The 15472-nt window shown below is 49.9% G+C and carries 9 protein-coding genes; 7 read left to right on the top strand and 2 right to left on the bottom strand.

Annotated elements, in window-relative coordinates; translation table 11 throughout:
• Positions 1-81: 81 nt before the first annotated feature.
• From AAC022_RS21900 to AAC022_RS21880, 5 genes are all read left to right on the top strand, one after another.
• Positions 82-1152: a MoxR family ATPase gene (locus AAC022_RS21900; protein ID WP_339734585.1), complete on the top strand. Its 1071-nt coding sequence runs from the start codon at positions 82-84 to the stop codon at positions 1150-1152.
• Positions 1109-2014, top strand: a complete 906-nt coding sequence (locus tag AAC022_RS21895) for a DUF58 domain-containing protein (RefSeq protein ID WP_339734460.1) — start codon at positions 1109-1111, stop codon at positions 2012-2014. The genes AAC022_RS21900 and AAC022_RS21895 overlap by 44 nt, the downstream gene beginning before the upstream one ends.
• A gap of 21 nt (positions 2015-2035) precedes the next feature.
• A complete protein-coding gene (locus tag AAC022_RS21890) occupies positions 2036-4285 on the top strand; it encodes a VWA domain-containing protein (protein WP_339734458.1) in 2250 nt (749 codons plus the stop codon).
• 96 nt (positions 4286-4381) lie between these two features.
• A complete protein-coding gene (locus tag AAC022_RS21885; protein WP_339734456.1) occupies positions 4382-4561 on the top strand; it encodes a hypothetical protein in 180 nt (59 codons plus the stop codon).
• Positions 4562-4623: 62 nt separating this feature from the next.
• Positions 4624-5082, top strand: coding sequence for a hypothetical protein (locus tag AAC022_RS21880; protein WP_339734454.1), 459 nt, complete (start codon positions 4624-4626; stop codon positions 5080-5082).
• A 13-nt stretch (positions 5083-5095) separates the two neighbouring features.
• On the opposite strand, the gene amt is transcribed toward AAC022_RS21880, so the two are convergent.
• The gene (gene amt / locus AAC022_RS21875) at positions 5096-7759 is read right to left on the bottom strand and encodes an ammonium transporter (protein WP_339734452.1); all 2664 of its coding nucleotides are present in this window, start codon (positions 7757-7759) and stop codon (positions 5096-5098) included.
• A 784-nt stretch (positions 7760-8543) separates the two neighbouring features.
• On the opposite strand from amt, the gene carB reads away from it, so the two are divergent.
• Positions 8544-11807: a carbamoyl-phosphate synthase large subunit gene (carB, locus tag AAC022_RS21870; protein ID WP_339734450.1), complete on the top strand. Its 3264-nt coding sequence runs from the start codon at positions 8544-8546 to the stop codon at positions 11805-11807.
• Positions 11808-12340: 533 nt separating this feature from the next.
• Here the strand turns inward: carB and AAC022_RS21865 are convergent.
• Positions 12341-12916 carry a methyltransferase gene (locus AAC022_RS21865; protein WP_339734448.1) on the bottom strand — a complete coding sequence of 192 codons (576 nt, stop codon included), beginning with the start codon at positions 12914-12916 and terminating at the stop codon, positions 12341-12343.
• A gap of 221 nt (positions 12917-13137) precedes the next feature.
• Between AAC022_RS21865 and AAC022_RS21860 the strand changes: the two genes are divergently transcribed.
• A complete protein-coding gene (locus tag AAC022_RS21860; RefSeq protein ID WP_339734446.1) occupies positions 13138-15312 on the top strand; it encodes a cation:dicarboxylase symporter family transporter in 2175 nt (724 codons plus the stop codon).
• Positions 15313-15472: the final 160 nt, after the last annotated feature.

The raw sequence follows: 15472 nt of genomic DNA, 5'->3' as shown, positions 1-15472 counted from the left end.
CAATAGTAGTCATAAGTGTGAGCGGGCGTTTTTCCTTTCTTCGAATCAGAAACTGGCAATATCGTGAGCAGCGATCCTACGATGGAACCTTCCGATCTGGAAGACGTTGAAAAATTACATCAGGCATACGAACGACTGATGCAGGAAGTGAATCGGGTCGTCATCGGGCAGCATCAGGTTGTCGAAGAATTAATGATCTCTTTACTGGCGGGTGGACATTGTCTGCTGGTAGGGGTGCCTGGTCTGGCAAAAACGTTAATCGTGCATACGCTCGCCGATACCTTAAACCTGACGTTTAACCGTGTGCAATTTACCCCCGACTTGATGCCGGCTGACATTACCGGAACCGATGTCATTCAGGAAGACAAAAGCACCGGCAATCGTGATTTCAAATTTCTGCCCGGCCCTATTTTTTCAAATGTGGTCTTAGCGGATGAGATCAACCGTACGCCCCCCAAAACACAGGCGGCCCTCCTGGAAGCGATGCAGGAACATCAGGTGACCGCGGGCGGACGCAAACATAAGTTGCCCGTTCCCTTCTTTGTGTTAGCAACTCAGAACCCGATTGAGCAGGAAGGGACCTATCCACTGCCGGAAGCGCAGTTGGACCGTTTCATGTTTGAAGTCAAAGTCGATTATCCCAGCGAAGAGGAAGAGTTCGCCATTGTGCGGCAGACCACGTCCAACGATTCTTACACCGTCAAAAAAGTGTTGGACTTGGATGAACTGCTCTCGTTTCAGTCGCTGGTTCGCAAGGTACCGGTGGCCGATCATATTATCCGCTATGCGATGCAGTTTGCCCGGATGACCCGCATCAAGCCGGGTGATGATACGAACGCCGATGAGGTGCCTGACTTCATCCGGGAGTTTGTCAGTTGGGGAGCCGGGCCACGTGCCAGTCAGAATTTGATTCTGGGAGCGAAAGCACGGGCGATTCTTCACGGAAAACTTTATGTGAGTACGGATGATGTGCGTGCGGTGGCTCATCCGGTTTTGAGGCACCGGATCATTACGAATTTCAACGCGGAAGCAGAGGGAATGACGCCCGACAAAATTGTGGACCGCCTGATTCAACTCATCTCTGTCGATTCCTCTCAGGAAAAACTTGATGGAAGATTACCACAAGTATTTAGATCCGCAGACGCTCGCTAAAGTCCAGAACCTGGATCTTGCGGCGCGGCAGATTGTGGAAGGTTATGTCTCGGGTTCCCACAAAAGCCCCTTTCACGGGTTTTCTGCTGAGTTTGCACAGCACCGCGAATATTCGGTCGGCGACGATCTACGGTATGTCGACTGGAAAGTGTATGCCAAGTCGGATCGGTATTATCTCAAGCAGTATGAAGCCGAGACCAATTTTACCTGCTACATCCTGCTCGATTGCAGTGAATCGATGCGCTACCGATCTGACAACGCCGCGCTTTCAAAATGGGAATACGGAAGACTGGTCGCGGCGGCGCTGGCATACGTGGTCATCAAGCAGCAGGATGCCGCCGGACTCTGTACGGTGAATGATCACGTAGTTGATTTTCTCAGGCCCTCCAGCCAACCGACTCATTTGAAGCAGATGTATTATACAATGGAACATACGGAGCCGACCGGTGAGTCGGGGCTGGGAAAAGTGTTCCACGAATTGGCCGAACGAATTTCCCGTCGCAGCCTGATCATTGTTATCAGCGATCTGTTTGATGACCTTGATTCTGTGATGTTAGGTCTGAAGCATTTTCGGCATCGTAAACATGATGTCAGCCTGTTGCAGGTGATTGATCCGGCTGAGCAGGATTTTCCGTTTCAGGAGCCGGTCCTGTTTAAAGGATTGGAAAACCTGCCCGAACAGATGGCCGAACCTCGTTCGCTGAAGAAAGCCTATCAGGCCGAATTCGAGACATTTTTAAAAACCGTTCGGCGGGGTTGTCGCGATTTAAAAATGGATTATGGTCTGGTCCGTACCGATCAATCTCTGGATGTCGCTTTATCGACCTTCCTGTCACATCGCCAGTCAAGAATTGGCTCTTAAATAGTTACTGATTTCTACTCCATGACCGAATTAGCATTACATCCCATTTTCGCATTTGGATTCGCCAGCCCCTGGTTGTTGATGGGGCTATTGGCGGCGGGGATACCGGTGTTGATTCATTTGCTGCATAAACGAAAGTTTATTGAAACCGAATGGGCGGCGATGAAATTTTTGTTGATCGCTACCAAAAAATATTCGCGACGCGTTCGATTCGAACAGTTACTGGTTCTACTGGTTCGCTGCTTAATTATCTTGCTCCTGGCGATTGCCTTTTCCCGACCGTACTGGTCGGTGCAAGGTGGTTTTTTTGAATCAGCGGCGCCAATCCATCGGATTCTGGTCATCGATTCCTCGTTCAGCATGCGCTGGAAGGGAGACGAGCAGTCCCTATTTGAAGCAGCAAGAGAACTGGCCCGCGAGCAGGTTTCCGATTCAAATACAGGAGACGCGTTTCAATTAATCCAGATTTCGAATTCCTCGCCGCAGGCTTTGATTTCACGGCCTTCACGCCAACAGGCGTATGTGTTAGATGAAATCAAGCGGATGCAACCGACCGAAGAATACGGCAATGTGGGGCAAGCCCTGCAGACGGCGCTCGATTTTCTGGGGCAGGCACAGGAACTGGCTCAGAAAGAAGTGATTGTCATCAGCGATTTTCAGGCACAAAGCTGGACGCCGTTGCAGTCAGATCAGGGGAGCTCTCGGATTCGTTCTTTGATGGAAGCTATTTCCAAAAAAGCGACTTTGGTCCTTAAAGATGTGGGCCAGACGGAAGAAACAAATCTGGCAGTGATCGACTTGTCCAGCAAGTCTGTGTTTGCCACGGTAAACCAGCCGATTCGCCTGGGAGTCACGTTACACAATTATGGAGGCTTGAATCAGGGGCAGGTCAATCTGCAGTTATTTGTCGATGGTCAACTGGTCAATCAGAAACAGGTGGACCTTCCCGCCAATACAGATACGCAGACCGAATTCACGCACCGCTTTTCAAAAGTCGGAGACCACCGGATGGAAGTCAGGCTCGCGGAGGACCGTCTGCCTCTGGATAATCGGCGCTGGAAAGTGATGCCTGTCAAAAAAGAGATCAATGTACTTCTGGTAAATGGCCGGCAATCAGGCGAAGTGATGGGCCGTGCGACCGATTATCTGGAATTGGCATTGTCTCCCTCTTTGAAAGAACAGCCCTGGCAGGGAGTGATTAAACCGCACGTGATCAGTGAAGGCGAGCTGACGAATACGGAGTTGAGCCTGTACGACGCCGTCGTGATTTGCGATGTCGCGCTGTTTACCGAGAATGAGCGAGACCTTTTAAAACGCTATGTGAAGCGGGGGGGCGGGTTGATTATCAGCCTGGGAGAACAAGTAAATGCCGAAAATTATAATCAGACAATCTTCCAGCCGGACAATGGTTTGCTGCCTTTGAAGTTATTAAACCGTCGTGGTGATGCGGATAAACCAACGACACTGTTTGAATTTGATCCGTTGAAATATCAGCATCCGGTGATCGAAATATTCAAGGGCAATCCGGATGCCGGTCTGGAGACAACACATCTCTATGAATATTTCCAAACGGAAATTCTGCCCGATCCCAATACCCGATTGATTCTGAATTTCGATACGAATGACCCGGCAGTGATCGAGAGTACGCTCGGCCGCGGCAAGATTATTCTGATCACAACCTCGCTGGACCGTCATTGGGGGACGTGGGCGATCTGGCCGAGTTTTCCACCGATGATGAATGAATTCGTGCTCTATGCCGCTACCGGAAAATGGGGCAAGCGTGAGTCGCTCGTTGGTCAACCGCTGGAAATTGTCACTCAGGAAAGTCAACGGACACTCTCTCCCCGGATGATTACTCCCGGCGAGCAGGAGTTTCCGCTTCGGAGCGTACTCGACAAAAACTCCGAATCCAGAACGATCTCCTTCAACCAGACCTTCCAATCAGGTATCTATGAGCTGGACTGGGGAACGTCTGCTGCGGAGAAGACACTCTTTGCTGTGAATGTTTCTCCGCTGGAAAGTGATCTCCGGCACATCGGACCACAGGTGATTCCTCCACAATATTTTCGCAGACAGGCCAGTACGCCGAATGTATTGAATGAACAACCCCAGGAGCAGAGTTCCGAGGCCGGTCTGTCTGAGATTATGCTGCTCACCGTTCTGGCTTTGATTGTGGTAGAGCAGCTATTACTCTGGCGGTTTTCGGTTGGCGCACTCTCCTTTCTGGCTGTGATGCTATTATCCTGTCTGAGTCTGTTTTTCCAGCGTTGATCCGTGATGAGTCTATAAACGGGAAACTGGTTCTGGTACAATCACCGTTTCACGATCCCGATTCGTATCCTAAAAATAGAGGAAAAGTTTACAGCGATGGGCTTGAACAAAAAACAGAAAAAACAAATCGATGTGGCGCGCCAAAAGATTCAAAAACTACGTCAGCGATTGACGGGGGCTAAATCGCAAATGGACGATCCCCAGGAAGTCACAAAACTCGAGCAGGAGATCGCTGCCCAGGAAGATATGATCAAAAAGGCTCAGGATGGTTCCTGAGGCAATCTCGAAAACGCACCACTGATTGTTTTGAATTCATTTCGTAAATAAAGTCCGGCATTGTGTCTGTTTCGCATCCCCCCACGATTATCGTCGTTCATCCCAAAGAACGAAAAAGTAAGTGCACCGTACAATCATTACGCACGCACGAGGATTTTGTTTTCTGGAAATTTCCCAGGAAAGAACCTGACAAGTTAACGCACTATGTTCGCCTGGGGATGGGGGGGCCACAAATCAGTCAGGCAGACGCCGCCTCGGGATTGCTGGTTCTGGATGGAACCTGGCGGCTGGCTGAAAAAATGGAGCCTGCTTTTGAAGAACTGCCCATCCGTAGCTTGCCGGCATGGGAAACCGCTTACCCTCGTGTCTCCAAGCAGTTTGATGATCCGGCATCCGGGCTGGCGACCATCGAAGCCATTTTCATGGCCTATCATCTGATGGGATATGAGACAGAAGGTTTGTTAGATGGCTATTACTGGGCTGACGCATTTTTGGAACAGAATCGAGATCAGCTTTCCTGAATGAGAGCCAGCTTTAATTCACGAATTCTGTCGACGTCTCTTTCGATGAATCTGTTTGATAGGTGTGCACAATTTCCCGCAGCTTCTCTCGATTGACGGGCTTCGTCATATAATCATTACAGCCTGCATCGATACACTTTTCGCGATCGCCACTCATGGCATGAGCCGTTAAGGCAACAATCGGAAGCTTGTAGCCTTGTTCACGCAACATTCTGGTTGCACCATAACCGTCGAGTACGGGCATCGACATATCCATCAGGATTACATCAAAAGGGTTCCCGTTCTCCTGTGCATCCAATGCCCGTCTGACAGCGATATCTCCGTTTTCTGCCAGCATGACTTGCGCTCCCTCTTTTTTCAGCAAGGTCGAGATCAAGCGTTGATTGTCGATACCATCTTCGGCCAATAGCACGGAACAATTTCCTTTAATTTTTTCTGCCGTAGCGCCACACGCAAAGATGCCGTCCAGATTACTGACTCGAATTGATTTCAATGCAACCAACGGGTCTTCATGAAATTGAAGTGCTTCCTGATCGCCAATATTGATCGTCAATGTGAATTCGGTGCCCTCATTGGGAACACTCTGACAGACCAGATCGCCACCCAGCATATTTGAGAGACGCTTACTGATCGCAAGACCCAATCCTGTTCCACCAAATTTACGCGTAGTAGAAGAGTCTGCCTGAACGAACGCTTGGAATAGATTTTTCATTTGCTTGGCAGTCATTCCGATCCCGGTGTCTTGGACTCTGAACTTTAACATCGGAGTTCCCGATTCTGAGTTCACAAATGACGTTTCCATGATCACGTTTCCGCCATCAGGCGTGAACTTTATCGCATTACCAACCAGATTGATCAGAATCTGTTTGAGGCGTGTTGGATCACTCTTGATCTGTTTTGGTATTTTGCCGTCGAATTTTAGCTTGAAACGAATTTCCTGGTTCTCAGCGCGAACGCTCATTAAAGACTGAATTTCTTTCAGCTTATCCAGTAGCGGAAATTGGATTGTTTCAATGGTCAGCTTCCCGGATTCAATTTTGGACAGGTCAAGAATGTCATTGATCAGCTCCAGCAGATAATTTCCATTTCTCTTGATCACATCCAGTAGTTTTAAACTGCCCGGGCGTCCCCAGCTTTCTTCAACCAACAGATCTGTATATCCCAGAACTGCTGTCATCGGGGTACGTAATTCGTGGCTCATATTTGCCAGGAATTCACTTTTGGCACGCGATGCGGCTTCGGCATCTTTATTCGCCTGCTTCAAGCGTTCTGCTTTTTCTTCGAGTTCTTTGCGTACAATTTCCAGATTATCCGTCCGGTCTTTCAGCTCGTTTAATGCCTGGTCACGAATTTCTGAAACTCGGTTGTATTGTTTGGCGATTAATCCAACGTCACTATATTCGTCCAGATCTTTGATCGGACTGGAATCGCCTTGAATATGCTGTTCCATCGAATTCAGCAGCTCATACATTTCGGTCGTGGCACCATGCTCGGCCATATTCAACCCGATTTCCTCTTCCTCGGGAGTTACTCGCAGTCGAATAAAATTGCTCACAATGCGAAGCGTGATCCAACAGAAAGAGAAGCACCAGATAAAACAGACTACACAACCCAGCAGTTGGACCATGAACTGATGCAGACGTGAATGAACGAGAAATTCTGCGGGCACGAAAATCGCGACGGCAAGTGTTCCCCAGACACCGGCGAAACCATGTACCGGGATCACGCCAATCGTGTCATCCAGCTGGCAGCGTTCCAGCAACCAGGTTCCCACTTCCATGACGAACGCAGCTACGATACCAATCATTACGGCTGAGGTGTGAGAGATTACATCACAACTGGCACTACTGGCCACCAGTCCGGCCAGCAGGCCATTCAGGATATTTTCAATCTCAATATGTTTGCGTTGATAAAATTGCCAGATCAGTAAGGTAATGGCACCAGCGGCAGATGCCAGAAAGGTATTGATCAGGATTTGAGGGACATGCGAGGTAAAACCAAACTCGCTCCCGCCGTTGAAACCAAACCACCCAATCCAGAGAATGAAGACACCAGTCGTTGCTAATGTCAGGTTGTGGCCATTGAACTTACGAGCACTTTTTCCATTTGCAAATCGCCCCAGACGTGGCCCCAGAATCATGATGGATGCCAAGGCAGCCCAGGCACCGATAGAGTGAACTACGGTAGAACCACTGAAGTCCTTGAATCCCAGAGATTCCAGCCAACCGGGGGCTTTACCGGTAAAGTGACTCGTCCACGCCCAGTGTCCGAATACCGGATAAATCAAACCGCCCAGAACGATTGAAAGAATCACATACGCGGTGAAACGCATCCGTTCGGCTGAAGCACCAGAGGCAATCGTAGCAGCGGTCACACACAGCATCAGCTGGAACAGAAAAAATGCGGACAGAAACACATTGGTTCCCGAATTAATATACGGGAAGTGAGAGGTGCCAATCAAACCGCCGCTCGTTGTTCCAAACATCAAACCGAAACCGAAGATCCAGAACAGCATACCGACAACGCTGACATCGACAATATTCTTAATCGCAACATGAATACTGTTTTTTGACCGGGATAAGCCGGATTCCAGACAGCAAAAACCGGCCTGCATGAACAGTACGAAAATACTGCAAATAAGAATCCAGACGATGTCAATTTGTTGATGAAGATCCATTGTGATATCGATTCATTTCTCTTGAAGATCAATTTTTATTGCACTTGCATTCGTTGAGAGTGTTAAACCTTAGACTTGATTGATTCGTGATAGATAAGAATGAGGCACATTCGCCACAGAATCTCATATGCAAAAAGCTTATGTCTTTTTGTGTAAACATGAGGCGTTAACTCAACAAAATCCCATCTCTGTTCATCCTTGAAAGTGATGTGCAAGGAATGCCTGTACCTAACTGGGAGGGAAAGATTTAATTTGTCTAGATGGACGTAATTCGAGGAACAAAAACCTCCTGTATGAAAAACAGTTTGTAAAAAGGAACTTAGAGCTTTCATGACGAGTGTTTGCAAAACGGCAAAATCGCTACAGGCCATCAAACTGGCTTAGCACTCTTGGTCAGAACCCCGTTCTAATTTTTTAATGGGTTGGTGGATCTTCTTGTCCAAATAGTGGAAATTTTCACCAGGAGCTCATTCCAAGGAAGCGTTTTGGGGCTCACGGTTTATGAAAGCAGGTTTTTTTCGTTAGCTTCAGTTCCCTGTTTGATGTGAGCCCGTTCAGGAAATTGGTTTCTGTTACGACCCACCCATCTGAATCCAAATGTGGTCTGAAATTGACTTACCAGCAGCAAAGTGTTTGTATATCACGTTTCAAAGGCCGTTCTGGTACTTTCTGGTCTGCATTCCTTGATTATTTCGGTTCGCTTGTTAACGTTGGGAAGATTTGCGCAAAAATAGGTAGTGCAGCCCAGAAATAATGAACATTTGCTGTTAGGTGATGTGACAAAGTGCCCAGACGAGACGATATTCATAAGATATTGATCATTGGCTCCGGTCCGATTGTAATCGGCCAGGCCTGTGAATTTGACTATTCCGGTACGCAGGCCTGTAAGGCTCTGAGAGAAGACGGTTATGAGGTGGTGCTGGTTAACTCCAATCCCGCCACGATTATGACCGATCCGGATACCGCTCATCGGACCTATATCGAGCCGATCACGTGGCAATACATTCAAAAAGTGATCGAAATCGAGAAACCAGACGCCCTGCTGCCAACGCTGGGCGGACAGACCGGCTTGAATGCAGCCATGGATCTCGCCCGCCGGGGAATCCTCGATCAACTCGGAGTCGAGCTGATCGGCGCCAAAGAAGATGTCATCGCGAAAGCCGAAAGTCGTGATCAGTTCAAAGAAGCCATGACGAAGATCGGCCTCGACAGCCCGCGGAGTGCAGTCGTCCATAATATGGAAGAGGCCAATGCTGCGATGAAAGATATTGGCTTGCCAATCATCATTCGCGCCAGTTACACCCTCGGCGGAGTAGGTGGCGGAGTGGCCTACAACCGCGAGGAATTCGAACAGAAAATACGCAGCGGTCTCGCCCTTTCTCCGGTCAACGAAGTGTTGCTCGAAGAATCCATCCTCGGCTGGAAAGAATACGAGATGGAGGTCATGCGCGATCAGGCCGACAATGTCGTCATCATCTGCGCGATCGAAAACTTTGACCCGATGGGCGTGCATACCGGCGATTCCATTACTGTCGCACCCGCACAAACACTGACCGACAAAGAATACCAGCGGATGCGCGACGCCACGATTGCCTGCATGCGTGAAATCGGTGTCGAAACCGGCGGCTCCAATGTCCAGTTTGCGATCAACCCCGATACGGGCCGCATGACGATTATCGAAATGAACCCCCGCGTCAGCCGGTCCAGTGCGCTGGCATCGAAAGCGACCGGGTTCCCCATTGCCAAAATCGCCGCCAAGCTCGCCGTCGGATATCGGCTCGATGAAATTCGTAACGATATTACTCGCGAAACACTGGCCTGTTTTGAACCGACCATCGATTACGTCGTCACGAAAATCCCACGCTGGACGTTCGAGAAATTTCCCGACGCCGATCCCGTGTTGACCGTGCAGATGAAATCCGTCGGCGAAACCATGTCCATTGGACGCACGTTTAAAGAATCGCTGCAGAAAGCACTTCGCGGACTGGAGATCGGCCACTTCGGTTTGGGTAGCGGCAAAAATGACCTCTGGGGAACCGCGAAACAACCAGCCAAAGATATCATTCAATCCAAGCTGTCCGTTCCCAACGAAGACCGCATCTTTTACATTCGCTATGCATTCAAGCTCGGCTTGACAACAGAGCAGATTCATGAGTTGAGCGACATTGATCCCTGGTTCCTGAACCACATCAAACAACTGGTTGAGTTTGAAGAAGAAATTCGTCAGGTCTCCAAGCTGGAAGGCATGGACTTCGCGTTCATGAAAAAAGCCAAACAGTACGGCTACTCTGACAAACAACTCGCCTTCTGGCTCGACTCGACCGAAATGGATGTCCGCCAATACCGCAAAGGCCTGGGCATCGAAGCGACCTTCAAACAGGTCGATACTTGTGCCGCGGAATTTGAAGCCTTCACGCCGTATTTCTATTCTACCTACGAGGATGAAGATGAAACACCGGCGAACACCGACCACAAACGCCGCATCATGATTCTCGGCGGCGGACCCAATCGCATCGGGCAGGGGATTGAATTCGATTACTGCTGTTGTCAGGCTTCGTTCGCCTTGCAGGAACTGGGTATCGAAAGCATCATGGTCAACTCGAATCCCGAAACCGTTTCGACCGACTACGACACCTCCGATCATTTGTTCTTCGAACCCCTCACCACCGAAGATGTGCTCAATATCTGCGATCGCATGAAACCAGACGGCGTGATCGTGCAGTTCGGCGGACAGACCCCACTTAATCTGGCCCGCGGGCTGGAAGCGGCCGGTGTCAACATTATTGGCACCAGCCCTGAAATGATCGATGCAGCCGAAGACCGCGAACGTTTTCAAGCGATCCTGGAAAAACTGGAACTGCATCAGCCCCCCAACGGCATCGCCACCGACACTGAAAGCGCACGTACCGTTGCCAACAGAATTGGCTATCCGATTTTGGTTCGACCCAGTTATGTTCTGGGCGGGCGAGCCATGGAAATCTGTTATGACGAAGAATCCCTCGTTCGCTACATGAACGAAGCCGTCAATGCTTCCCCCGATCATCCGGTTCTCGTTGACCGGTTTTTGGAAGATGCCATCGAAGTCGACGTCGATGCCATTTCGGACGGAATTACTACACTCGTTGGCGGAGTGATGGAGCACATCGAAGAAGCCGGCGTGCACTCCGGCGATTCTGCCTGTGTTCTGCCACCGCACTCGCTCCCTGTTTCGGTCATCGATGAAATCAAACGAGCCACACATGCCCTGGCACGTGAGCTGAAAGTCAAAGGACTGATGAATCTCCAATTCGCCGTCAAACAGACAGACGGCGAATACATGGTTTACATTCTGGAAGTCAACCCTCGCGCCAGTCGCACCTCGCCGTTCGTCTCCAAAGCCACCGGGCTCTCTCTGCCACGCATCGCTGCAAAAGTCATGGCGGGTGTTTCCTTGCTCGAACAGGGGGTTACCAGAGAACCCGTGCCCAAACATACTTCGGTCAAAGAAAGCGTGTTCCCGTTCTCCCGCTTCCTTGGTGTGGACATCATCCTCGGACCCGAAATGCGTTCCACGGGCGAAGTCATGGGTATCTCGGAAGGCTTTGCAATGGCGTTTGCCAAAAGTCAGCTCGCCGCCAGTACCAATCTGCCTTCGGAAGGCACCGTCTTCATCAGTATGGCTGACGTCTATAAAGAGATGATGATCGAGCCGGCACGCCGACTGATTGAACTCGGTTTCAAGATCGTTTCCACATCGGGCACGGCCCGCGTGTTGAAAAAAGCAGGGATCGAAGTCGCCACCGTCAAGAAACTCAAGGAAGGGCGACCCAACCTGCTGGATATGATGGCGAATCAGGAAGTTCAGTTCATTTTCAATACCCCCAGCGGCAAAGGTTCGCGGACCGATGAAGGGAAAATTCGCTCGGCTTCCGTCTCCTACGGCGTGACCTGTGTGACCACCATCCCCGGTTGTCTCGCAGTCGTCAAAGCCCTCGAAGCCCTCGCCGAAGATCCTACACCACAGGTTCGGGCACTGCAGGACTGGATGGCTGAAATTGAAGATTGCTGATGTCGCAAAGCGGGGAGACATTAAAACTCCTTGACAAAGCCACGACTTAAAAAAGCGATTTTACCCCTGTTTATCAGGGGTATTTTCTTTCCTTGACTTCCATCTGCCCATTTCGACAATCTGTAACCTGCGTCGCGCGCGTGAGCAAAACCTGAAAAATCCGTGAAGACTTGCCTCTTCTGTTGAAAATTGCACTATAAAACCCACTGGTTTGAACGTGTTTTTTGTCTGACTGAACATGATAGCCCTTCCGAATCAACACCAGATTTTGCGACATTGCGAACACAATCCGTCACCGTTTGAACAACCTTTTGAAAACGCCCGACACGATCCAGACCAAGTTCTGCCAGCTTTGTGCATTGTGCTTGACGCACTCACGCCGATCACAATGATGGGGCACAGTTACAGCAGGGAGGCGATCATCCAAGCATCCCGACAGAGAGACACTCGCTTGATAAAAGCGGGACAGCAGATTTTATCCGATGTCGCTCAATCAGACGGAGATGAAAATCGGGAAGTATCGTTATTGAAATTCACCGGTTCCGCCGTTTGCGTGCTGCGTATGTCGCGCGGCGTTTCTCTGAGTGAAATACAAAGTAGCCGTCGATTTCATGCACGTCCGTGCCGCCGAAGATGCTGCCTAGTTTTTTCTGATACCACAACCGCCGCCGCGTTACCATCACCATCCGCCCGCCGATCTTCAGACGATTAAAACCTTTCATGATGAAATTCTTGGCGACAGAAAAATCTTCGTGATAAGGTGGGTTCGACAGGATCCAGTTAAAGTCGGTCTCCTGATGATCCTGGAAGCCGTCGCTTTGAAGAATGGTGACGCCTGCAACCTCGTTCTGCTCTGCATTCAGATGGGCATATTTGACGGCCAGGGGATCGACGTCCGTCAGCACCACATTTTCCGGCCCCACGATTTTCGCAGCCAGAATTCCCACCACGCCATATCCGCATCCCAAGTCCAGCACACGCTGTCCTGGTTCGAATGTCACCGTCGATAACATTGCCTCCGTTCCCCGATCGAGATTTTTGGGGGAAAATAATTCGGGTGCAGTTTTAAGTGCGACGTGCTGACTATGATAAGAATGAGTAAATGACATACAGGATCGGCAAGCCTGGAAATAGACAGGTTTTCTGTTAAGAATCAATATTCAGGGGAGTGCCTTGATTGTCTCGATTCACTGAGCTGGTTACGTTATTAACAGTATCTTCACTGGAAACATACACTTCTGGCGGGGATTTATCCATGACAAGTATCAGTTTTCCAGAAGTGTAGGATCATTTTTCCGACACTGGCTACCTGCGCGCAAGGACTTGGTGAATGGAAAAAACGGTTCAGGCACATTTCAAACCCGGATTAACAACGTGGATTCTGACGAGTCTGGTGTTAGGGGTCGCCTGTGGTTTGTTTTTTGGTGATCTGTGTACCCCACTGAAAGCGGTCGGCGATATTTTCATCGGCCTGTTGCAGATGACAGTGCTCCCTTATATCACGCTTTCGCTGATCTTGAACCTGGGACGAATCTCGATCAAACAAACACGCAATATGGCGTTCACTGTCATTGTTCTGCTGTTGGTTCTATGGAGTATCGGCTTATTTTCCGTCGCACTGATGTCCCTCTCGTTCCCGTTCTGGCAGAAGGGCGCTTTCTTCAGTACCAGTATTATCGAAGGTCCCAAGACCGAGAGCCTCTACAACTTATTCGTTCCCGCCAATCCGTTTTTCTCATTGGCAAATAATGCGGTCCCTGCCGTCGTTCTGTTCTCAATCGGCGTGGGCATCGCCTTAAGCAGTATCCCCAAGCGAGAACATCTGCTCGATCCACTTTCCGTTGCGGTCAGTGCATTGATGAAGCTGAACCGTTTTGTGGTGCACCTCTCACCGTTCGGCGTCTTCGCCATCGTCGCTTACGCCGTCGGTACACTCCCCTTTGAAAAGTTCGGCCTGCTGCAGGCCTATCTCATCACCTATTCTGTCGCGACAATTATAATCACAGTGGGCATTTTGCCGATGCTACTTTCGATCTGCACCCCCGTCCGCTACTGGGATGCAGTACGAATCTCACAGCCGGCAGTGATCGCGGCTTTCGTACTGAGCAGTACATTCGCAGTGCTACCTCTGATTGTCGAAGCAGCTCGAGAATTATTGGACCGCTATGATCTGGAAAAAGACGAAACTGGTGGCTCGCCCGATGTGCTGGTGCCTCTCGTGTTTCCCTTTCCTGACCTCGGACGGATTGTCGGCTTGATCTTTATTCCATTCTCCGCCTGGTTCTATGGCGCCAGTTTAATGCCCGAACAGTATCCCAAATTCCTTTCACTGGGGATGGCCGGTTCCTTCGCCAAGCCTGCCGTCACGATTCCCTGGCTACTCGATCTGATGCATATTCCGCACGATATCTTTCAACTTTATCTGGCGGTCGGCGTCTACACCACACGGCTGGGGGATGCACTGCGGACAGTCTACCTGTTTTCGTTTGCGGTGCTCGCCGCTGCTTCCCTCTCGGGAACACTCAAAGTGCAATGGAAACGATTTTTCACATATACGTTTCTTTCACTTTGTCTGGCCGGGGTCTTGATTACCGGCATTCATACCGTACTGGAATATACATTCAAAAACCTCTATCAATCCAAAGCCTTGATTGCGGATCGACAACTGCTGTTTCCCGGGGTCACTGAGACAATCTTGAAAGGCACTGCACCAAACCCTGATCGCATTCAGCCCCATGAAACTCGCATTGATCGCATCCGCAGGCGCGGCAAAATTCGCCTCGGCTTCGATGCCAAACGCCTCCCCTTTTCTTATTTTAATGATCGAGGAGAGTTAGTCGGCTTTGATATCGATATGGCCCATCGACTGGCGTTGGATCTCGGCGTGGATATCGAATTTATACCGTTTATACCCCAGACCCTGATCAAACAATTGAACGAGGATCATTTTGATCTGGCCATGTCTGGTTTGGAAGGCACTATCGAACGGGCCACTGCGTTCCCTGTCGCCGATTCGTACATGGACGTCACATTGGCCATCGTCCTGCCCGACTTTCGCAAGGTTGACTTTCTCGAATTCGAAGCCTTACGGCATTCGCACCAACTGAAAATCGCCGTCGTCGCTAACAGTTTTTTCGATGAAAAAGCCCATGAGTTCTTTCCCAACGCGACCTTTGTTTCCATCAATTCCGAAGAAGACTTCTTCCAGAAAAAAGCAGCGGGTGCCGATTTAATGGTCACCAGTGCCGAAGCGGGAGCTGCCTGGACGCTCCTCTATCCGGAGTTTTCTGTGATCAACCCCTTCAAGAAAAATATCCGCGTGCCCATGTATTATCTCGGTGCACACGACATTGAGTTCGAAGAGTTCATGGAAGTCTGGCTCGAGCTCAAAAAGAAAGAAGGCGTATTCGACACGCTCTACAACTATTGGATTCTCGGCAAAGACGATGCCATCGCCGAACCCCGCTGGTCCATCATCCGCAACGTTCTCCACTGGGTCGATTAAAGCCGGAATTGAAAAGACACCCTCTCCGGTAGCGCATTCCACCACCGGGTTATCATCTCCGTTTGCCACCGAACGGTTGTTACCCATGTGTCCGGCCTAAATAGTTTGCCCGACGGTGCTCGTTCGAAATCAGAAAGACATTCCAACCGGTGTTGCCGTA

Origin of the sequence: uncultured Gimesia sp., from assembly GCF_963976445.1 — a bacterium.
Taxonomy (GTDB): domain Bacteria; phylum Planctomycetota; class Planctomycetia; order Planctomycetales; family Planctomycetaceae; genus Gimesia.
The sequence above is the reverse complement of the archived record's forward strand: the minus strand, read 5'-3'. Positions and strand labels throughout refer to the sequence as shown.